The organism is Marinobacter sp. LV10R520-4 (genome assembly GCF_002563815.1).
GTDB lineage: Bacteria > Pseudomonadota > Gammaproteobacteria > Pseudomonadales > Oleiphilaceae > Marinobacter.
Map to the genome: position 1 here is coordinate 3,111,088 of NZ_PDJM01000001.1, position 21,575 is coordinate 3,132,662.

At 53.3% G+C, this 21,575-nt stretch carries 14 protein-coding genes, 2 tRNA genes and 3 rRNA genes; 12 read left to right on the forward strand and 7 right to left on the reverse strand.

Annotated elements, in window-relative coordinates; all coding sequences use genetic code 11:
- Positions 1-107 precede the first annotated feature (107 nt).
- Positions 108-4,013 carry a phosphoribosylformylglycinamidine synthase gene (gene purL, locus ATG98_RS15125; RefSeq protein WP_098423733.1) on the forward strand — a complete coding sequence of 1,302 codons (3,906 nt, stop codon included), beginning with the start codon at positions 108-110 and terminating at the stop codon, positions 4,011-4,013.
- A 1-nt stretch (position 4,014) separates the two neighbouring features.
- Here the strand turns inward: purL and ATG98_RS21890 are convergent, their stop codons facing one another.
- Positions 4,015-4,179 carry a hypothetical protein gene (locus ATG98_RS21890; RefSeq protein WP_179888178.1) on the reverse strand — a complete coding sequence of 55 codons (165 nt, stop codon included), beginning with the start codon at positions 4,177-4,179 and terminating at the stop codon, positions 4,015-4,017.
- A 243-nt stretch (positions 4,180-4,422) separates the two neighbouring features.
- On the opposite strand from ATG98_RS21890, the gene ATG98_RS15130 reads away from it, so the two are divergent.
- The gene (locus ATG98_RS15130) at positions 4,423-4,734 is read left to right on the forward strand and encodes an NGG1p interacting factor NIF3 (RefSeq protein ID WP_098423735.1); all 312 of its coding nucleotides are present in this window, start codon (positions 4,423-4,425) and stop codon (positions 4,732-4,734) included.
- On the opposite strand, the gene ATG98_RS15135 is transcribed toward ATG98_RS15130, so the two are convergent.
- Complete coding sequence (locus ATG98_RS15135) at positions 4,735-5,289, reverse strand: NUDIX hydrolase (RefSeq protein ID WP_098417970.1); 555 nt, start codon at positions 5,287-5,289, stop codon at positions 4,735-4,737. It lies immediately after the preceding gene.
- Between the two features lie 106 nt (positions 5,290-5,395).
- Between ATG98_RS15135 and ATG98_RS15140 the strand changes: the two genes are divergently transcribed.
- From ATG98_RS15140 to ATG98_RS15185, 10 genes are all read left to right on the forward strand, one after another.
- Entirely contained in the window at positions 5,396-5,980 is a 585-nt protein-coding gene (locus ATG98_RS15140; protein WP_098417971.1) for an NUDIX hydrolase, read from the forward strand.
- A gap of 59 nt (positions 5,981-6,039) precedes the next feature.
- The gene (locus ATG98_RS15145; protein WP_098417972.1) at positions 6,040-6,573 is read left to right on the forward strand and encodes a gamma carbonic anhydrase family protein; all 534 of its coding nucleotides are present in this window, start codon (positions 6,040-6,042) and stop codon (positions 6,571-6,573) included.
- Complete coding sequence (locus tag ATG98_RS15150; RefSeq protein ID WP_026224078.1) at positions 6,570-6,752, forward strand: DUF1289 domain-containing protein; 183 nt, start codon at positions 6,570-6,572, stop codon at positions 6,750-6,752. The genes ATG98_RS15145 and ATG98_RS15150 overlap by 4 nt, the downstream gene beginning before the upstream one ends.
- A 41-nt stretch (positions 6,753-6,793) precedes the next feature.
- A complete protein-coding gene (gene purT / locus ATG98_RS15155) occupies positions 6,794-7,996 on the forward strand; it encodes a formate-dependent phosphoribosylglycinamide formyltransferase (RefSeq protein ID WP_098423737.1) in 1,203 nt (400 codons plus the stop codon).
- Positions 7,997-8,539: 543 nt separating this feature from the next.
- Positions 8,540-10,090 (forward strand): 16S ribosomal RNA (locus ATG98_RS15160).
- A gap of 121 nt (positions 10,091-10,211) precedes the next feature.
- A tRNA-Ile gene (locus ATG98_RS15165) sits at positions 10,212-10,288 on the forward strand.
- Between the two features lie 124 nt (positions 10,289-10,412).
- Positions 10,413-10,488, forward strand: a tRNA-Ala gene (locus ATG98_RS15170).
- 379 nt (positions 10,489-10,867) lie between these two features.
- Positions 10,868-13,760: ribosomal RNA gene (locus ATG98_RS15175) — 23S ribosomal RNA — on the forward strand.
- A gap of 111 nt (positions 13,761-13,871) precedes the next feature.
- Positions 13,872-13,985: ribosomal RNA gene (gene rrf / locus ATG98_RS15180) — 5S ribosomal RNA — on the forward strand.
- Together the 16S, 23S and 5S rRNA genes with 2 tRNA genes alongside form the textbook arrangement of a ribosomal RNA operon.
- A 219-nt stretch (positions 13,986-14,204) precedes the next feature.
- A complete protein-coding gene (locus ATG98_RS15185) occupies positions 14,205-14,486 on the forward strand; it encodes an HTH domain-containing protein (protein ID WP_228706160.1) in 282 nt (93 codons plus the stop codon).
- On the opposite strand, the gene ATG98_RS15190 is transcribed toward ATG98_RS15185, so the two are convergent.
- The 5 genes from ATG98_RS15190 to ATG98_RS15210 all read right to left on the reverse strand — a co-directional run bounded on the left by ATG98_RS15190 (position 14,478) and on the right by ATG98_RS15210 (position 21,571).
- On the reverse strand, positions 14,478-17,984 hold the full coding sequence (locus ATG98_RS15190; protein ID WP_098423739.1) for a PAS domain-containing hybrid sensor histidine kinase/response regulator: 3,507 nt from the start codon (positions 17,982-17,984) through the stop codon (positions 14,478-14,480). The genes ATG98_RS15185 and ATG98_RS15190 overlap by 9 nt on opposite strands.
- Positions 17,985-18,035: 51 nt before the next feature.
- Complete coding sequence (locus tag ATG98_RS15195; RefSeq protein ID WP_098417975.1) at positions 18,036-18,542, reverse strand: hypothetical protein; 507 nt, start codon at positions 18,540-18,542, stop codon at positions 18,036-18,038.
- A gap of 97 nt (positions 18,543-18,639) precedes the next feature.
- A complete protein-coding gene (locus tag ATG98_RS15200; RefSeq protein WP_098417976.1) occupies positions 18,640-20,421 on the reverse strand; it encodes a sodium:solute symporter family protein in 1,782 nt (593 codons plus the stop codon).
- 5 nt (positions 20,422-20,426) lie between these two features.
- Positions 20,427-20,690, reverse strand: coding sequence for a DUF4212 domain-containing protein (locus ATG98_RS15205; protein WP_098417977.1), 264 nt, complete (start codon positions 20,688-20,690; stop codon positions 20,427-20,429).
- 182 nt (positions 20,691-20,872) lie between these two features.
- Positions 20,873-21,571 carry a PolC-type DNA polymerase III gene (locus ATG98_RS15210; protein ID WP_098417978.1) on the reverse strand — a complete coding sequence of 233 codons (699 nt, stop codon included), beginning with the start codon at positions 21,569-21,571 and terminating at the stop codon, positions 20,873-20,875.
- Between the last annotated feature and the right edge of the window lie 4 nt (positions 21,572-21,575).

Sequence of the window (21,575 nt, forward strand, 5' to 3'; positions counted from 1 at the left end):
TGTTTAGTAAGGTGCTGGATCGCTGTATCCCGCAGGCGCTTTCGAGTATGATGCTGCCTTCAAAATGTCTTCTCAAACCCCCGCTACGCGCGATACAGGTTGCTACCATGCTTGAACTTCGCGGCGCACCAGCGCTTTCACCTTTTCGTTTCAACAAGCTGCACGCCTGCCTGAAAGACAGCGTTCCCGAAATTGACCATGTGTACGCCGAGTTCATGCACTTTGCCGATTTGGATGGCGACCTGTCTGACGTGGAACAGGCGATTCTTGATCGGCTGTTGAGTTACGGCCCGAGTGTGCCCGTAGAGCAGCCCGAAGGCGTGTTGTTTCTGGTGGTTCCCCGCCCCGGCACGCTTTCGCCCTGGTCATCGAAGGCGACCGACATTGTGCGCAACTGTGGTTTGCGTCACATTCTGCGTATTGAGCGGGGTATTGCTTACTATGTGCGTTCGGCCAAGAAGTTAAGCTTGGAGCAGCGGGGAAAAATTGCGGCGCTTTTGCACGACCGCATGACAGAAAAAGTATTTCACGAGATGGGCGGCGCCGAGCTGCTGTTCAGCCACGACGAACCCCGCGAGTTGGGTTGCGTGGGTATTCTTGCCGGCGGCCGCAAAGCACTGGTGGACGCCAATCGTCGCCTGGGCATGGCGCTGGCGGACGACGAGATTGACTACCTGGTGGCTGCGTTCTCTGATCTGAAGCGTGACCCCACAGACGTTGAACTGATGATGTTCGCCCAGGCCAACTCCGAGCACTGTCGCCACAAGATCTTTAATGCGTCTTGGGACATCGACGGCGAAAATCAGCAAAAATCGCTGTTCGGGATGATTCGCAACACTTACGAAATGAACAGCGAAGGCGTGTTGTCTGCTTACAAAGACAACGCCTCTGTTATTGCCGGCAGTCGTGGGGGCCGCTTCTTCCCGGATTCGAACACCGGTGTTTACGGCTACAATCAGGAAGATATACACATCCTGATGAAGGTGGAAACCCACAACCACCCAACGGCGATTGCGCCATTTTCCGGAGCGGCCACGGGCGCCGGTGGAGAAATCCGTGATGAAGGCGCAACCGGTCGTGGCTCCAAGCCAAAAGCCGGCTTAAGCGGGTTTACTGTTTCTAACCTGAATTTGCCGGGCGACATCCAGCCTTGGGAAATCGGTTATGGTAAGCCAGACCGTATTGCCTCCGCGCTTGACATCATGATTGAAGGCCCGATCGGCGGCGCAGCTTTTAATAACGAATTTGGCAGGCCAAACCTCACGGGCTATTTCCGTACCTTTGAAGCCAAGGTTGCAGGCCCTGCAGGCGAAGAAGTGCGTGGCTACCACAAGCCGATCATGATTGCCGGCGGCCTGGGTAACATTCGAGCCGAGCACGTAGAGAAGGGCCACATTCCGGTAGGCGCCAAGCTTATTGTTCTGGGCGGCCCGTCTATGCTGATTGGCCTGGGCGGCGGAGCTGCATCCTCTATGGATTCCGGCTCCAGCAATGAAAATCTGGACTTTGCCTCGGTACAGCGTGGCAACCCGGAAATGGAACGTCGTTGCCAGGAAGTGATTGATCGCTGCTGGCAGATGGGCGACACCAATCCGATTTGCTTTATTCACGATGTTGGCGCCGGTGGTTTGTCAAACGCCATGCCGGAGCTGGTTAAAGACGGTGGTCGCGGCGGTAAGTTTGAGCTGCGCGAAATTCCTAGCGACGAACCGGGTATGTCGCCGCTGGAAATCTGGTGTAACGAATCTCAGGAACGTTACGTTATGGCCGTGGCGCCGGAAAACCTGGAGTTGTTTGATGCGCTTTGTCGTCGTGAACGTTGCCCGTACGCAGTGATTGGCGCAGCCGCTGAAGAACACCATTTGGCGTTGGCGGATTCATATTTTAATGACAAGCCGGTTGATTTGCCGATGGACGTGCTTTTTGGCAAGGCTCCGCGTATGCATCGCAGCATCACACGCTCGTCATTTACCAAACGCTTATTCGATTCAACCCGGGTGGACCTGCACGAAGCGATTCGTCGCGTGTTGCGTTTGCCGTCGGTGGGTTCCAAGAGTTTTTTGATCACCATTGGCGACCGCACCATTACCGGGCTTGTAGCACGGGATCAGATGGTGGGGCCGTGGCAGGTTCCGGTTGCAGACGTAGCGGTAACCGCCAGTTCCTTTGACGTGCGCAGCGGCGAAGCTATGGCCATGGGCGAGCGCACGCCGGTTGCCGCAGTCAACGCGCCGGCTTCTGGACGCATGGCGGTGGGTGAAACGCTGACCAATCTTGCTGCGGCGCCTATCGCCAAGCTGTCAGATGTGCGCTTATCCGCAAACTGGATGGCCGCGGCTGGCCACCCGGGTGAAGACGAAAATCTATATGAAACCGTGCGTGCGGTGGGTATGGAGCTTTGCCCGGAGTTGGGTATTACCATTCCCGTGGGCAAAGATTCGATGTCCATGAAAACGGTGTGGGAAGAAAGCAGTGGTGAGCAGAAAAGCGTTACGGCGCCTCTGTCACTGGTGGTTAGCGGCTTTGCGCCGGTTACCGATGTGGGGCTTACGTTAACGCCGGAGCTTCAGCTGGACGTCGGCGCCACCGACCTTATTCTGGTCGATCTTGCGGCGGGCCAGAACCGCCTGGGCGGCTCTGCATTGGCCCAGGTATACGGCCAGGTTGGCGCAGTAGCGCCGGATCTGGACGACCCAGAAGACATGAAAGCATTTTTCGCGGTGATTCAGGGCCTGAACGCTGATCGAAAATTGCTTGCGTACCACGATCGCTCGGATGGCGGCCTTTTTGTCACTCTGGTTGAAATGTGCTTTGCCAGTCGTGCCGGTATCGACATCAAGCTGGACGGATTGGCAGAAGATGCCTCTCAGTTTGCCCGCGAACTGTTCAACGAAGAATTGGGTGCGGTGATTCAGGTGCGCCGGGACGATACCGAATTCGTGCTGCAGCAGTTCTCCGCCGCTGGATTAGGCAACCATACGATCGTTATTGGTGAGCCGACTTCGGAGGCTCGTGTACAGATGAGCTTCAACGGCGAATTTGTAGTGGATGAGCCGGTACTCGATTTGCAGCGCCTTTGGAGCGAAACCAGCTTCCGTGTTCAATCGTTGCGCGACAACGAGGACTGCGCGCGGGAAGAGTTTGACAACCTTCAGGACGCCAATGACCCGGGCTTACATGTAGTAACCACGTTTGACATCAATGAAGACATCAGCGTGCCTTTTATTAACGTTGGCGCGCGACCCAAAGTAGCCGTGTTACGAGAGCAGGGCGTAAACGGCCACGTTGAGATGGCGGCGGCGTTTGACCGGGCCGGTTTTACCGCTGTTGACGTACACATGAGCGATTTGTTGTCTGGTCGAATGTCATTGGAAGGCTTCAACAGTCTGGTGGCTTGTGGCGGATTTTCGTTTGGTGATGTTTTGGGTGCCGGCGGCGGCTGGGCCAAGTCCATACTGTTTAACGATCGCGTGCGTGACCAGTTTGCGGCTTTCTTTAACCGTCAGGACACCTTGGCTCTGGGCGTGTGTAACGGCTGCCAGATGCTGTCCAGCTTGCACGAGCTGATCCCTGGCAGTGAAGGTTGGCCGCGCTTTGTTCGCAATCAGTCAGAGCAGTTCGAGGCGCGTCTGGCGATGGTGGAGGTGTTGCCTTCACCGTCGGCCTTCTTCGAAGGAATGGCGGGTTCGCGTATGCCCATTGCCGTGGCGCACGGCGAAGGCCGGATCGAATTGAGCGGCAACGGCTCGTTGGCATCGCTGGCAGAAAGCGAACAAATCGCTTTGCGTTACGTGGACAATTATGGATCTGCTACTACACGTTATCCTTTCAATCCTAACGGTTCTGAGGCTGGCGTGAACGGTTTGACAACCTGTGACGGCCGGGTAACGATCATGATGCCGCACCCTGAGCGTGTATTCCGCGCGGTACAGCATTCCTGGCAACCAAAAGGTTGGGACGAAGACGCGCCGTGGCTACGGATGTTCCGTAATGCGCGGCGTTGGTTTGGCTAAGTCATTGGTGTAAAAGCCGGGCTTTTGTCAGCTCTGTTAAAGGAGCTGGCGGATGCCCGGTTTTTTTGGCCTGCAATTTGTGTTGTTTGGGGATATCAAGAGAAAAAACTGCATAATTTCCAAAAAAAACTCTTGACTGAGAATTTTTATGCACATTTTCTGGCATTCACTGTATGTTCTGTAAACAACCCTATGATTTGCCGTGATAATTTCAGTAGACAAATTCAAGTTATTGATAAATAAAGATTATTTTTAGGCGGCGATTTTGTCACCAATCTGTCTTAAAGGCAGTAATGACGGGGTTTTTGGGGCGCTGCTTAAAAACTTTCCCCAGAGTTATCCACAGAATCTGTGGGTAACTTTTTTGAATTCTCAAGTGTTTAGAATTTGACCGTCTATGAGGGATACTATGTATAAGATTTGCTACTTTGTGCCAGAAAGTCATCTTGACGAAACCAAACATGCACTGTTTAACGCTGGAGCGGGGCGTATTGGCGATTATGGTCAGTGTGCCTGGCAAATATCAGGGCGAGGGCAGTTTCGACCACTGGACGGAAGTCAGCCGTTTATCGGTCAAGCGGGTGTTCTAAAAACCGTTGCAGAGTACAAAGTGGAATTGGTGTGCGCTGAGGCCTGCGTGAGAAGTGCCATTGCTGCATTGAAGGCGACGCACCCCTATGAGGAGCCCGCCTACGAAGTGTTTGCTCTGGTGCAGTTTTGATCAGGCTTTTTCGGATTTCGCCATAGAGTGACGAATACTGTCTACGTGAACCCCGAACGTCTGCTGTTTCATATCGTTTACAAAAAGCTCAAGGGTTTTGCGCACAGTCGGAAACGATAGTTCGTCCCAGGGGATGTCTGACAGCTCAAACAATTGTGTTTCCAGTGATTCTTCGCCGGCGCCATATTCACCATCAATCAGAGTGGCGCGGTAAAATATGTGTACCTGATCGATGTGGGGTACATCAATCACGGCGTAAAGACCTTCAATGTGAACTTCAGCCAGGGCTTCCTCGCGGGTTTCGCGAGCCGCTGCTTCTATGGTTGTCTCCTGGTTTTCCATAAAGCCTGCAGGCAGGGTCCAGTAACCGTAGCGAGGCTCGATGGCGCGGCGGCACAGAAGAATACGGTTGTCCCATACCGGCACCGTGCCCGCGATAATACGGGGGTTCTGGTAATGAATGGTGTTGCAGTGGGTGCACACATAGCGGTGACGATTGTCGCCGTCGGGGACCCGCTGTTCTACCTGTTCACCACAGTCACTGCAGTAATTCATAGCTTTCCCCGTATACTGGTAATAGATGTCTTAAAGGCTGTTAGTTTAACCATCTGAGCCACCTTAGCGCCATGGCGCCTTTGATTGAATCATGCCAGGAGATACTTTGAAGCACCTGTTACATTCCCGGTTGGCAGGCTACCGGCCTAACGAGCTTGCGCTGGACTATCCTGAAGCTGGCATTTTGGTGCCTATTACCGACAATAGCGGCAATCCGGAAATGTTGTTCACCCTGCGATCTGCCCATCTTAAAACCCATCGCGGCCAGGTGGCATACCCGGGTGGCAGGCGCGACCCAGAAGACGAAAACCTGATGGTTACGGCTCTTCGGGAGACCCATGAGGAAATCGGTTTGCCGCCAGACCAGGTGCAGATTGTGTCAGCGCTAAGCCAGGTCACATCTCATGCCCGTATTCTTGTAACACCATACGTAGGCGTGGTACCCGAAGACCATCCACTGCGCCCCAATCCTGCAGAAATCGAGAGCGTGTTCCGTGTTCCTATAGCCTGGTTGCTGGAAGACCGCCGTGAGCGCACCGATGCCTTACCTTTTATAGGCGGCACCATTCACGTGCCCTGCTACCGCTGGGAGAAATACCAGATATGGGGTTTGTCAGCCGTAGTGCTGGTCGATTTTATGAACGCTGTGTACGATGCCGGTATTGATCTGGAACGACCTCCCTCGCGTTAATATTACGATGCTAATCGGTTTGAGAGCCCAACAGAGTTGGTAGACTTGAAGAGGAAATTATGTTTTACAAATTGAACGAGAGAGTTCCGGTGCTAGAAGGAAGCGGTCATTTTGTTGCCGATAATGCCTCGGTGATCGGCAGTGTTCGCTTATTAGACAAAGCCAGCGTGTGGTTCAACGTGGTGATTCGCGGTGATAACGAGCTGATAACGATTGGCGAGCAGAGCAACGTGCAGGATGGCGCCGTATTGCATACCGATCCAGGATTACCGTTAAACATTGGCCGCGGGGTGACAGTGGGGCACAAAGCCATGCTGCACGGCTGTGACGTGGGCGATTATTCGTTAATCGGCATCAACGCAGTTGTGCTGAACGGTGCCAAAATTGGCAAGCACTGCTTGATAGGTGCGAACACGCTAGTGCCGGAACATATGGTCATACCTGACGGCTCTATGGTTATAGGTTCGCCGGCGCGGGTAAAGCGCCAATTAAGCCCGGAGCAGCAAAAGATGCTGGAAATGGCCGCTCTGAGTTACGTCAAGAATGCTGCGCACTACCTGGACAACCTGCAACCCTGTGAGCCCGAGCGATGAGCGTTGCTAATAAAGTCAGGTCGCCTTGTGTCAGTATTTGCGCGCTTAATGAAGATGACGTGTGTATTGGTTGCCATCGTTCAAGTGATGAAATTATGCGTTGGATGCAAATGAACAACGATGAACGGCGTGAGGTTTTGCGCCTGGTTGCTGAGCGCGAGAAAAAGGCTTTAATCTGAACCCGGCCGCTGGCCGTTCAATATCATCCGATGGAATTGTTATGGAACAAAAAATAGCAGACGTCACCTTGGGAACACCGTTAACAGACACCGCGTTCAAAGTTCTGTTTTGCGGTGCCGGTGAGTTGGGCAAAGAAGTTGTCATCGAGCTGCAGCGTTTCGGTGTGGAGGTTATCGCTGTTGATCGTTATGCCAACGCACCCGCTATGCAGGTTGCCCACCGCAGTCACGTTATTGATATGTTGGATGCTCAGGCATTACGGCGGATTGTCGAGCTTGAAAAGCCGAACCTGATTGTGCCGGAAATTGAAGCCATCGCTACCGCAGAGTTGGTTAAGCTCGAAAACGAAGGTTTCACGGTGATTCCCTCGGCAAGAGCGGTACATCTAACCATGAATCGGGAAGGCATTCGTAGATTGGCGGCTGAAGAGCTGGAACTGCCGACGTCACCCTTTCGGTTTGCAGGTACAAAAGAAGAGTACCTGGCGGCAGTGGAAGAGGTGGGATTGCCACTCGTGGTAAAGCCGGTAATGAGCTCGTCTGGTAAAGGGCAGTCAACGGTAACCCTCGCCGAGCACATCGAGGCTGCGTGGGATTATGCCCAAAGCGGCGGTCGTGCTGGTAAAGGAAGGGTGATTGTTGAAGGTTTTGTGGACTTCGAGTACGAGATCACTCTGCTGACGGTGAAGCACCGTGATGGCATATCGTTTTGCGATCCTATTGGCCATCGTCAAGAGGACGGTGATTATCGCGAATCCTGGCAGCCTCAGCCGATGTCGGATCTCGCGTTTGAGAGAGCGGCTCGCGTCGCCCGTATCGTGGTTGAAAGCCTGGGTGGTTTGGGGGTGTATGGCGTAGAGCTGTTCGTAAAGGGCGACGACGTTTGGTTTTCGGAAGTGTCGCCGCGGCCTCACGATACGGGTTTGGTAACGCTGATCAGTCAGGACCTTTCTGAATTTGCGTTGCATGCCCGGGCAATTCTCGGATTGCCGGTTCCTTCTATACGTCAATACGGCCCTGCGGCATCGGCGGTGGTGCTGCCCGAAGGTAATTCGAAGCGTATCCGATACAGTGGTATGCAACTGGCACTGGCTGAGCCCGATACACAGTTACGTCTGTTTGGTAAGCCGGAGCTGAGTGGCCGGCGTCGCATGGGCGTTGTACTGGCGCTGGCTGGTTCTATTGACGCTGCGCAGGAAAAAGCGAGAAACGCCGCAAGTGCTATTAAAGTGTCTCTGAACTAGCTATAGTCGTCAGGTAGTTTAGGTAGCCATTCATGGATACTAGGCAGGTGGCTCAAGGTCAGTTTGAGGTTTTTTGATAAAGTTCAGATTGGCTGTTGACCTGTTCGGAGAAGTCTGTAGAATGCGCATCTCGCTTGAGGGACAGCCCGGATCAGAGGGGTAGGAGTTAAGCGGAAACTGTTTGGTAAGACGTTGAAAAGTTTAGGAAATGTGATTTAAACTTTGAACGCGAAAACGGTTGACACGGTTCGGATACGCTGTAGAATGCGCTTCTCGAACCAAGCAGTACCGGCCGGTTAGGTTGGGGGGTTTGGAAGGAAATGCTTCTGAAGCTTCTCGAAATAAACGGTTGACAGGGCAGCGAAACGATGTATAATTCGCCTCCTGATTGAGCCACGGCTCAAACGCTCTTTAAAAAATTAACCAAGTAATTCGTGTGGGCGCTGACTGGAGTATTTCGGTAAGAAATACCAAGTCAACGACTCGTCAAGAATTGAGTTTTTGTCTTGAGCAGATTTAAGATCTTCGGATCTTGTATGATTTAAACTGAAGAGTTTGATCATGGCTCAGATTGAACGCTGGCGGCAGGCTTAACACATGCAAGTCGAGCGGAAACGATGGTAGCTTGCTACCAGGCGTCGAGCGGCGGACGGGTGAGTAATGCTTAGGAATCTGCCTAGTAGTGGGGGATAGCCCGGGGAAACTCGGATTAATACCGCATACGCCCTACGGGGGAAAGCAGGGGATCCGCTCTTCGGAGAGGACCTTGCGCTATTAGATGAGCCTAAGTCGGATTAGCTTGTTGGTGGGGTAATGGCCTACCAAGGCAACGATCCGTAGCTGGTCTGAGAGGATGATCAGCCACATCGGGACTGAGACACGGCCCGAACTCCTACGGGAGGCAGCAGTGGGGAATATTGGACAATGGGCGCAAGCCTGATCCAGCCATGCCGCGTGTGTGAAGAAGGCTTTCGGGTTGTAAAGCACTTTCAGCGAGGAGGAAGGCCTTAAGATTAATACTCTTGAGGATTGACGTCACTCGCAGAAGAAGCACCGGCTAACTCCGTGCCAGCAGCCGCGGTAATACGGAGGGTGCAAGCGTTAATCGGAATTACTGGGCGTAAAGCGCGCGTAGGTGGTTATGTAAGCGAGATGTGAAAGCCCCGGGCTCAACCTGGGAACGGCACTTCGAACTGCATGGCTAGAGTGTGGTAGAGGGTAGTGGAATTTCCTGTGTAGCGGTGAAATGCGTAGATATAGGAAGGAACACCAGTGGCGAAGGCGGCTACCTGGACCAACACTGACACTGAGGTGCGAAAGCGTGGGGAGCAAACAGGATTAGATACCCTGGTAGTCCACGCCGTAAACGATGTCAACTAGCCGTTGGGGATCTTGAATCCTTAGTGGCGCAGCTAACGCACTAAGTTGACCGCCTGGGGAGTACGGCCGCAAGGTTAAAACTCAAATGAATTGACGGGGGCCCGCACAAGCGGTGGAGCATGTGGTTTAATTCGACGCAACGCGAAGAACCTTACCTGGCCTTGACATGCAGAGAACTTTCCAGAGATGGATCGGTGCCTTCGGGAACTCTGACACAGGTGCTGCATGGCCGTCGTCAGCTCGTGTCGTGAGATGTTGGGTTAAGTCCCGTAACGAGCGCAACCCCTATCCCTAGTTGCTAGCAGGTAATGCTGAGAACTCTAGGGAGACTGCCGGTGACAAACCGGAGGAAGGTGGGGATGACGTCAGGTCATCATGGCCCTTACGGCCAGGGCTACACACGTGCTACAATGGCGCGCACAGAGGGCTGCAAACCCGCGAGGGGGAGCCAATCTCACAAAACGCGTCGTAGTCCGGATCGGAGTCTGCAACTCGACTCCGTGAAGTCGGAATCGCTAGTAATCGTGAATCAGAATGTCACGGTGAATACGTTCCCGGGCCTTGTACACACCGCCCGTCACACCATGGGAGTGGATTGCACCAGAAGTAGTTAGTCTAACCTTCGGGAGGACGATTACCACGGTGTGGTTCATGACTGGGGTGAAGTCGTAACAAGGTAGCCCTAGGGGAACCTGGGGCTGGATCACCTCCTTAAACGATGCCGAACGCTTCGGTCAGAGTCCACACGAATTACTTGGTTGATTGATTAAAGAGAGCAAAGGGTCTTAGGCCCGTATCGGCTGTACCAAACCTTTGTGTTTGGACAAGCAAAACCGGGTCTGTAGCTCAGTTGGTTAGAGCGCACCCCTGATAAGGGTGAGGTCGGTGGTTCAACTCCACCCAGACCCACCAAAATCGTCCAGCTCGGCGTTATCGAATGACTTGCATAGTAAACTATGCGGCGACATCCGATGCCTTGATCTGAACGATTTCCGAGTTTGACGCCATCCTATTGGGTCAGTCGGAGATAGCATCCGGGGCTATAGCTCAGCTGGGAGAGCGCCTGCCTTGCACGCAGGAGGTCAGCAGTTCGATCCTGCTTAGCTCCACCATTACACAGATTTGTGAATGTGTGGGTTCGTAGACGTTCTAAGTTACTTGGTTACCCTGAATGCCTGACTTCGGTCAGTGTACAGAAATAAGTGTTTCAGTTTAGCGTCCGCTAAGTCTGAAGGTCTTCTTTCTGATCACTGGGTCAGATTTGCTCTTTAACAAATTGGATGAGATAGAACACGAATACGTTTCTCTACGGTCTTTGAGAGACGTGTTCAAGTGATAACGATTTTTTCAAGCGTTATCCGGTGTTGTCGTTGAAGTGGTTGTGTATGACTTCGAGCGACTGTCTCTAATGTTCCTGGAAAGGATCTGCTTAACTTCGGTTGGGCGGAGACATCTGGGTGTCGTTAGCGATCAGTTGTCTTGGGGTTATATAGTCAAGCAACTAAGCGCATACGGTGGATGCCTAGGCAGTCAGAGGCGATGAAAGACGTGGAAGCCTGCGATAAGGTTCGGGGAGCTGGCAAACGAGCTGTGATCCGGACATTTCTGAATGGGGAAACCCACCCAGTTTAGGCTGGGTATCTTACACTGAATACATAGGTGTAAGAGGCGAACCGGGAGAACTGAAACATCTAAGTACCCCGAGGAAAAGAAATCAACCGAGATTCCCTAAGTAGCGGCGAGCGAACGGGGACTAGCCCTTAAGCTAAACAACGGGTAGGAGAAGGCTCTGGAAAGTGCCGCCATAGTGGGTGATAGCCCTGTATCCGAAACCTGAGTCTAGTGAAATCGAGTAGGACGGGGCACGAGAAACCTTGTCTGAACATGGGGGGACCATCCTCCAAGGCTAAATACTCCTGACTGACCGATAGTGAACCAGTACCGTGAGGGAAAGGCGAAAAGAACCCCTGTGAGGGGAGTGAAATAGATCCTGAAACCGTATGCGTACAAGCAGTCGGAGCAGACTTGTTCTGTGACGGCGTACCTTTTGTATAATGGGTCAGCGACTTATGTTCAGTGGCGAGGTTAACCGTTTAGGGGAGCCGTAGGGAAACCGAGTCTGAATAGGGCGAATTAGTCGCTGGGCATAGACCCGAAACCGGGCGATCTATCCATGAGCAGGTTGAAGGTTGAGTAACATCAACTGGAGGACCGAACCCACTGTCGTTGAAAAGCCAGGGGATGACTTGTGGATCGGAGTGAAAGGCTAATCAAGCCCGGAGATAGCTGGTTCTCCCCGAAAGCTATTTAGGTAGCGCCTCGGACGAATACCACAGGGGGTAGAGCACTGTTTCGGCTAGGGGGTCATCCCGACTTACCAACCCGATGCAAACTCCGAATACCTGTGAGTACTATCCGGGAGACACACGGCGGGTGCTAACGTCCGTCGTGAAGAGGGAAACAACCCAGACCGCCAGCTAAGGTCCCAAAATTCCAGTTAAGTGGGAAACGATGTGGGAAGGCTCAGACAGCTAGGAGGTTGGCTTAGAAGCAGCCATCCTTTAAAGAAAGCGTAATAGCTCACTAGTCGAGTCGGCCTGCGCGGAAGATGTAACGGGGCTCAAACTGGATACCGAAGCTGCGGCTGCATACTTTGTATGCGGGGTAGGGGAGCGTTCTGTAAGCCTGCGAAGGTGAGTTGAGAAGCTTGCTGGAGGTATCAGAAGTGCGAATGCTGACATGAGTAACGACAATGCGAGTGAAAAACTCGCACGCCGGAAGACCAAGGGTTCCTGCGCAACGCTAATCGGCGCAGGGTGAGTCGGCCCCTAAGGTGAGACCGAAAGGTGTAATCGATGGGAGACGGGTTAATATTCCCGTACCTTGGATCACTGCGATGGAGAGACGGAGAAGGCTAGGTAAGCCGGGCGACGGTCGTCCCGGTTTAAGCGTGTAGGGAGGGGACTTAGGCAAATCCGGGTCCTCAATTCTGAGACGCGATGACGACTGCCCATGTGGCGGGAAGTTATTGATGCCATGCTTCCAGGAAAATCTTCTAAGCTTCAGGTGATTTGAGACCGTACCCCAAACCGACACAGGTGGTCAGGTAGAGAATACCAAGGCGCTTGAGAGAACTCGGGTAAAGGAACTAGGCAAAATGGTGCCGTAACTTCGGGAGAAGGCACGCTGGTGGTATGTGACACCCCTCGCGGGTTGAGCAGAAGCCAGTCGAAGATACCAGGCCCCTGCGACTGTTTATTAAAAACACAGCACTGTGCAAACACGAAAGTGGACGTATACGGTGTGACGCCTGCCCGGTGCCGGAAGGTTAATTGATGGGGTTATCCTCACGGAGAAGCTCTTGATCGAAGCCCCGGTAAACGGCGGCCGTAACTATAACGGTCCTAAGGTAGCGAAATTCCTTGTCGGGTAAGTTCCGACCTGCACGAATGGCGTAACGATGGGGGCGCTGTCTCTACCCGAGACTCAGTGAAATTGAAATCGCCGTGAAGATGCGGTGTATCCGCGGCTAGACGGAAAGACCCCGTGAACCTTTACTATAGCTTCACAGTGAACTTTGAACATGTTTGTGTAGGATAGCTGGGAGGCATTGAAGCGTGAACGCCAGTTTGCGTGGAGCCAACCTTGAAATACCAGCCTGGCATGTTTGAGGTTCTAACTTGGTCCCCTTATCGGGGATGAGGACACTGTGTGGTGGGTAGTTTGACTGGGGCGGTCTCCTCCTAAAGCGTAACGGAGGAGCACAAAGGTGGGCTAAGTACGGTCGGACATCGTACGGTTAGTGTAATGGCACAAGCCCGCTTGACTGCGAGACAGACACGTCGAGCAGGTACGAAAGTAGGTCATAGTGATCCGGTGGTTCTGTATGGAAGGGCCATCGCTCAACGGATAAAAGGTACTCCGGGGATAACAGGCTGATACCGCCCAAGAGTTCACATCGACGGCGGTGTTTGGCACCTCGATGTCGGCTCATCACATCCTGGGGCTGAAGCCGGTCCCAAGGGTATGGCTGTTCGCCATTTAAAGTGGTACGCGAGCTGGGTTTAGAACGTCGTGAGACAGTTCGGTCCCTATCTGCCGTGGACGTTGGAGATTTGAGGAAAGCTGCTCCTAGTACGAGAGGACCGGAGTGGACGAACCTCTGGTGTTCGGGTTGTCACGCCAGTGGCATTGCCCGGTAGCTATGTTCGGATAGGATAACCGCTGAAAGCATCTAAGCGGGAAGCCCCTTCCAAGATGAGATCTCCCTGGGCCCTAGAGGCCCCTGAAGAGCCGTTCAAGACCAGGACGTTGATAGGTCGGGTGTGTAAGCGCTGCGAGGCGTTGAGCTAACCGATACTAATTGCTCGTGCGGCTTGACTATATAACACCCAAGACAATTGGGTTTGACACAACACGGATAACGACGAAAAAATCAATATCACGGCCCAACAAGCCAATGTTCTATCTCATCCCCCAGTGATCAACCGTTTTGTCTGACGACCATAGCGGCCTGGTACCACCTGATCCCATCTCGAACTCAGAAGTGAAACAGGCCTGCGCCGATGGTAGTGTGGTTCGCCCATGTGAGAGTAGGTCATCGTCAGACTCTTATTGCTAAATGCCCCGATAGCTCACGCTACCGGGGCTTTTTTTTGCCTGAAAAAAACGAAACCAGCCAGAAATAGGGGACGGATTTCAAATCCGTCCCCCGGTGAAACCTGTCCCCGCTTGGTGATTCACCCATTCCAAAGTCATGCGTAGGCTTTGAATTCGTGCGGATTTAGTGTTTAATCCAGCGCTTAGTCATTGACACGGGCACCCCTGAATGAAAGCCAAGGTATTGATAACCCGTTTGAATGACGGCAAGATCCATTCCGGACAGTCATTGGCCATTGAGTTCGGCGTCAGCCGCACCGCGATATGGAAGATCGTACGGCGAGCGTTGAAGGAAGGTTTTGATATACACACCGTGCGTGGCCGGGGCTACCAGTTAGCAAACCCTGTGGATTTTCTGGATCAGAAAATTATCGCGAAAAACGTCGATTATAGTACAGTTTACCGAAAGCAGCGGGGCGTAGAGTGGTTGCCACTTACCGACTTATTTTAAAAGTTTATTCACCATAGCGCGCAGAGCAGCCGGTTTTACGGGTTTATAAAGCACATGATAGCCGCGGTCTGTCGCGTCATCTCTTACCTCTTGTGCCATATAGCCTGTAATCAGAATGCCGGGCAGGCGCTTTTTCAGAGCTACGCGCAGCGTGTCCATAGCGTCCAGACCGTTCTGGTCGTCGTCTAGCTGATAGTCGGCCAGCAGAATGTCGGGAATGTCCACACCCAGTTTTGTCATGGCGTCGTCCAGGCTGTCCGCGGCTGTTATCTGGCATTGCCAGTTGCTCAGCAGCGCCACCATACCCTGAAGAATAGCGGCATCGTTATCAATACACAGCAGATGGCGGCCCTTCAGACTGGATACTCGCCGAGCCGGGCCATGAGCTTGTACCGGCAGGGGTGTTAGCTCCTCGGCGGCCACTCTGGGCACCGTAATACTGAAAACGCTGCCACGACTCTGCCGCGACTGAACCGTCACCGGATGATTGAGCATACCGCTGATGCGGTCGACGATGGCAAGGCCAAGGCCCAAACCTTTCTTGTCGCGCCCATGCTGGAAACGGCGGAACTCTTCAAAAATCTGGGTTAGCTGATCCTCCGGAATGCCTGGCCCTGTGTCCCAGACTTCAATGCGCAGGAAACCATCCAGGCGACGACAGCCCAGCAGGATTCGGCCTTCGGGTGTATAGCGTATGGCATTGGACAGAAAATTCTGGATCACCCGGCGCAGAAGCTTGGCATCTGAACGGATCCAGGCGGAGCTGGGTACCACATCCAATACAAGGTCCTGGTCTTTGGCGATGGCAGAAAAATCGTTTGCCAGCCGGCGGATGATATCGCTAACCGGAAACACGCTGATATCCGGCTCCAGAGCACCGGCATCCAATTTGGAGATATCCAGCAGCGTACTGATGATTTCTTCGGCCGCACCCAGGGAGCTGTCGATGTGTTCGACCAATTGCTGACACTCGGCACTTTGAGCTTTACCTTGCAGGGCAGAGGTGAATAGGCGTGCGGCATTTAAGGGCTGCAGCAGATCGTGGCTGGCTGACGCGAGAAAGCGTGTTTTACTGTGATTGGCCTGTTCGGCTACAGACGTGGCTTTAAGCATCTGCTCGTTGATCACCTGCAGTTCCTGGGTTCGCTCTTTAACCCGTTGTTCGAGGTAGATATTGGTTTCCTTTAGCGCCTGTTCGGTACGACGCATGGGCGTTATGTCCTGAAATGTCGTGACATAGCCGCCGCCGGGAATCGGCGCGCCTTCAATGCGGATAAACGTGCCATCGGGCCGCTGGAGCTCATAGGACACACGTTGGCCTTGGGTCATGCTGCCAATGCGTTCAGTAACGATTTCATCGATTTTACGGGCTGAAAGATTTGCGTTAGTCAGAGTATAACGAATCAGGTCAGCCGCCGGTCGTCCCAGGCGTACAAAACTCTTTGGGTAATTGAACAGTTCGATGTATAGATGATTCCACACCACCAGTTCCTGCTGGTGATTTACTACTGACACGCCAAGACTGAGGTTTTCAATAGCGGAATGCAGTAGCTCTCGGCTAAACGTCATTGCCTGTGAGGCCTCATCCACAATGCTGACGACGTCTTCAATCTGCATGTCGCGACCCGTCAGGGTCGATTCCAAAACCACACGCGCGGTTGAGCCGCCGATAATCGATGCCAGCTGGCGCTCTACGTACTTCATCAAATGTGTTGTTGCAGGCCGCTGTGGATAAAGGCGGATGGCATTGCGGCGCTCGTAATTGCGAAATACCGTTTCTGCGCGCTCGTCGCCCATGAAGCGATCTGCCAGAGCCTGCAGATCAGCGGTCAGAATCTCACCCTGCCAAGTTTGCTGGTGGGGGGTTTCTCCGCGTCCGTGAGTGTCCTGAAAATAACTGGCGATCTGTATTTTTTCACGCACTCGTTGGCGGGTTACTAAGGACAGCATTATATAAATCGCAGTATTGGCTCCCAGGCTCCAGATTATACCGTGGCTGATTTGGTCCAGTTCAGCGCCAAACAGGGCGGTGGGACGGGTCCAGCTCATGCCCCAGAGACCCTGTTGAACAAGTGTGTCATTGATCCAGCCAGTAGATGCCAGTGCGGGCAGGAGTAGAGTGTAAAGCCACAATATAAAACCTATAAAGAGGCCCCACACCGCTCCGTTATAGTTGCCACCGCGCCAGACGATTCCGCCCACCAACGCCGGTCCAAGTTGCGCCGCAGCAGCGAACGACAGTAGTCCGAAGGCCGTCAAACTGGTGTCTTCCCCTGCCATCCGATAAAAGCCATACGCTGTTAGTAAAACAGCGAAGATAGCGATTCGGCGAATGCTAAGGAGCAGGTAGCTCAGGTCTGCCTTGCGATTCATTCTTGGACGGAAGAATTTCAACAAAGCCGGCATGATGATTTCGTTGCTGACCATGGTGGCGACCGCCACCGAGCACACAATCACCATCGCCGCCGCTGCGGAGCCGCCCCCCAGAAACGCCAGTACTGCGAGCCAGGTATTGCCGGCCAGTATGGGCAACTGAAGCGTCATAATGTCAGGGTTGTAGTTGGCGCTATCCGGTACGAGCAAGCTGGCAGCGGCAATTGGCAGTACAAAAGCGCTGGCGATGATCAGATAAATAGGCATAGCCCAGCGCGCGGTCTCGAAATCGCGGGGCTCGCTATTTTCAACCACCATAACGTGGAACTGCCGCGGCAGGCAGACAATGGCCACCCCGGCGACCAGGGTTTGGGTAATAAACGCGGTCAGATTCAGGTTTTCGGTTGTCAGCACTCCGGTGAGATCGGCCGCGGCCACCCGCTGTGTAAGGTCGTCAAAACCATTGAAAAAGCCAAACAGCACAAACAACCCAACCGCTGAAAACGCCACCAGCTTGATCACAGATTCAAACGCAATGGCTTGAATCATGCCGCGGTGATGCTCTGTTGATTCCAGGTGGCGGGTACCGAATAAAATGGTAAACAGGGCCAGAGCCAACGTGATGTACCAAGCTGAATCGCTCCAGGCGGCGTTACTGAGTTCCTGTACGCCGCCGTGGGGGCTGGACAGCACCGCAAAGCCCATGGCAATGGCTTTTAACTGCAAGGCGATGTAGGGCACGCTGCCGATTAACGCAAAGGCGGCGATCATCGCTGCTAGCAACTGGGATTTTCCGTAGCGGGAAGCGATAAAGTCGGCTATGGAGGTGCTGCTGTTGCGCTTGCTGATGTGAATGATGCGGCGCAACAGCGGTGCGGCGAACACGAACACCAGTAACGGCCCAAGATAGATGGGTAAAAATCCAAGACCTTCCTGGGTGGCACGACCAACGGCGCCATAGAAGGTCCAGGAAGAGAAGTACACTGCCAGAGACAGCGCATAGATGTGAGTTCTGGCTAAGCGATGCCGGTAAAGCCCCGGATGGCGGTCACCTGCCCAGGCCACCACAAACAGCAGGGAAACGTAGGTGATGGAAATTAAAACCAGCAACCAGACACTAATCATATTAATGCATATCCGTCAGGTGATCAGGCTGCCAGGCCCGTTACCGGAATATTAGCCAGCACACACGGTGGAGAAAAGTGGGTCATTCCTTTCCAGAACTTTCATGTTGTCGACCCTTGGCGTTCCATCAGAGCCGATAGGAACAACCTCGCGAGTCCCGCAATTAATAATGTGAACCCGGTGTGCAACCGTGTCAGTGATTTTCTGTTCAAAACGGTAAAGTGTGAACCGTACTATATCCGGATTGTTCGTATCCCGGGCGATGCTGTTCTTATCCACAGTGGAGAACGCGGTTACATAGGGGTAAACCAACGACCACGGACGCCAGAATATCCCTTTGCTCTCTGTGCTCACGACCACAGCTTCATTAGGGAGGCGTGACTGCTTATGGTCAAACCAGCTGTATTCGCCGTAAATCAGATAGCCGAGCATACCTGCGCCGGCAAATACCGGAATAATCCATTTAGGTGCCATATTGCGGGTGACGGCCCGGATTCCAAGAGCGATACCGGCGGCGCCCAGTCCACAAAATACGGTGGCGACAAAAGTCCAGAACATAAATGTGTTTCCTTAAAAAAGAACGGGCCTCCTCTAAGAGGAAGCCCGTTCAGTAACAACCTGTCAACTCAATGAGTGAAACAGGCCGGGTTGTTGCTTAGTGGTCTTGAGCTTGTCCGGCACCGCGTGGGTAACGAACGCTCTCAACCAGCTCCTGAATTTCAACGGGTGGCTCGTCAGTCACATTGGATACCGCGAAGGCTACCGCAAAGTTGACGACGGCACCAATCGCACCGATAGACAAAGGAGAGATGCCGAATACCCAGTTCGCCGGAATGTCAGCAAGGTTGGCGGTACCTGGTATGAAGAACCATCCTTTGTACACGAAGATGTACGTCAGGGTGAACACCAAGCCGGACAGCATACCCGCGATGGCGCCAACATTGTTAACGCGCTTGGAGAAGATGCCCATCATCAGAGTCGGGAACAGGGATGCGGCTGCGATACCAAACGCCAGCGCAACAACCTGTGCAGCGAATCCCGGTGGGTTGGCGCCAAGATATGTCGCTACAACAATCGCAACGGCCATCGATATACGGGCTGCCCTCAACTCGCCTTTCTCCGAAATACCCGGATTAATCGAGCCTTTGATCAAGTCGTGACTGATTGCTGAAGAGATCGCCAGGAGCAAGCCTGCGGCTGTTGATAGTGCAGCTGCAAGACCACCTGCGGCTATCAGCCCGATAACCCAACCAGGCAGGTTGGCAATTTCCGGGTTGGCAAGCACCAGGATGTCCCGGTTTACTTCAAGCTCATTGCCTTTCCAGCCACGGGCCGTTGCCTCAGCTTCGAAGGCCGTGCCGTCTGCAGATGAGTCATCGTTATACAGCTGGATACGGCCGTCTTCGTTTTTGTCAGTGAACTTGATCAGACCTGTAACTTCCCACTCTCTGACCCAGTTCGGGCGGTCATCGTACTGAATTGGCTCAGCAGCAGTGCCATCGGGATAAATGGTGTTCATCAGGTTCAGGCGAGCCATGGACGCAACCGCCGGCGCTGTGAGGTACAGCAGCGCAATAAACACCAGGGCCCAGCCAGCAGACCAGCGAGCATCTGCAACCTTCGGAACGGTGAAGAAGCGGATGATAACGTGGGGCAGGCCAGCGGTACCAATCATCAGCGTCAAGGTAAACAGCGCCATGTTCAGGTGGCTGTCGAGATCTGCAGTGTATTCTGTGAAGCCTAAGTCAGTGACGACCTGGTTCAGCTTGTCGAGAATCGGCATGCCGGAATCGATGTGAGTGGAGAACAAACCAAGCGCTGGAACCGGGTTGCCTGTCAACTGTAAAGAGATGAATACAGCTGGGATGGTGTAGGCAAGGATCAACACAACGTACTGGGCAACCTGCGTGTAGGTGATACCTTTCATGCCGCCAACTACGGAGTAGATGAAAATAACCACAGCTGCGATTATCAGACCTGTTGTGGAATCGACTTCAAGGAAGCGAGAGAAGGCTACACCGGCACCGGCCATCTGACCGATAACGTAGGTGACAGACGCTACAATAAGGCAGACAACTGCTACCAAACGAGCTTTGCTGCTGTAGAAACGGTCACCGATAAACTCCGGAACCGTAAACTTGCCGAATTTGCGCAAGTAAGGTGCCAGAAGCATAGCCAGCAGAACGTAACCACCCGTCCAACCCATCAGGTAAGCCGAGCTTGCATAGCCACTGGCAGCGATAATACCTGCCATGGAAATAAAGGACGCTGCGGACATCCAGTCGGCACCAATCGCCATACCGTTAGTGATGGGGTGAATGCCGCCACCGGCAACATAAAAGTCTTTTGTACTTCCGGCCTTGGCCCAGATGGCGATAAGGATGTAGATGGCGAATGATCCACCTACAAAAATGATGTTAATGGCAAATTGACTCATTATTATTATTCCTCGTCCACGCCGAATTGTTTATCGAGCCTGTTCATGCGCCACGCGTAGTGGAAGATCAGTGCAATAAACGTGAGAATCGAGCCCTGTTGAGCGAACCAGAAGCCCAGGTCCGTGCCGCCGATGGAAATGCTGGACAGCATTGGCCGCAGGAAGATCGCGAAACCATAAGAAACCAGAGCCCAAACGATCAGGCTCCCGAATATCAGGCGAAGATTCGCCTTCCAGTACTGTTCAGCGTTGTCGCTATGACCTGACATAGAGTACTCCTGTTATTATTGTGGAGTTAGCGGGATTACCTTATTGACTTTGGTGCAATACGAGCCCGAGTGATATTGGCAAAAGGTCTAAAACTCTGGATTTTGACGGGTTTACGGTTGAAATTGAGAGCTGGCGCAGACGCTTCAGCTCGGTACGTACCATGGCTCTACAAGTGGCGTTGTCAGAGCCGTTGCATGTTTCTCAGGCGACGGTGATAACGTAATTTGTCGCTGAGCTGGACCAGGGTGAGAGTGCCCTGTTGCGCGGCCTTGTTCAGAGCAATTAGCGTGAGCTCTGCGGTGACCATGGCGTCAGCTGCCGCATGATGGCGGGCACTGGCGTGCAAGCCGAAGGTGTCAGCCCAATTGTCCAGGCCCTTACCTTGTGTATTGGCGCTTGGGAAAAAAGTGGGCATTAGCTCTGCAACGTCGAGCCAGATGTGATTTTCGCCGTAGCCGAGTTCCGCGCGCAGGGTTTTCTCCAGAAATTTCTGATCAAAGGCCGAATGATAGGCCAGAATGGGGTCGCCATTCATCCAGTCCAGAAGATGCAACAGAGCATCTTCGGTTTCGTGGCCGTCGGTCAACGCTTCCGGGCCGATGCCGTGTATCAGTACGGTTTTACGAATGTCCAGTTCGGGCCGACGCAGAATCAGGTCAAACTGGTCGTCCAGGGGTATAGCATTGTTGTTGATGGCGACGGCGCCAATAGCGATCATCTGGTCTTTGGCCGGGTTCAACCCTGTAGTTTCCAGATCAAGCACGATTAACCGCGAAGTCATCAATGGCTGATCGCCAATTGTTTTGGGGTTTGGCAGGTTAGTGGTGTCTATACCACCACGCTTTTTGCGCTCCAGCCACTGTTTCAGAAAGTCGATCATAATC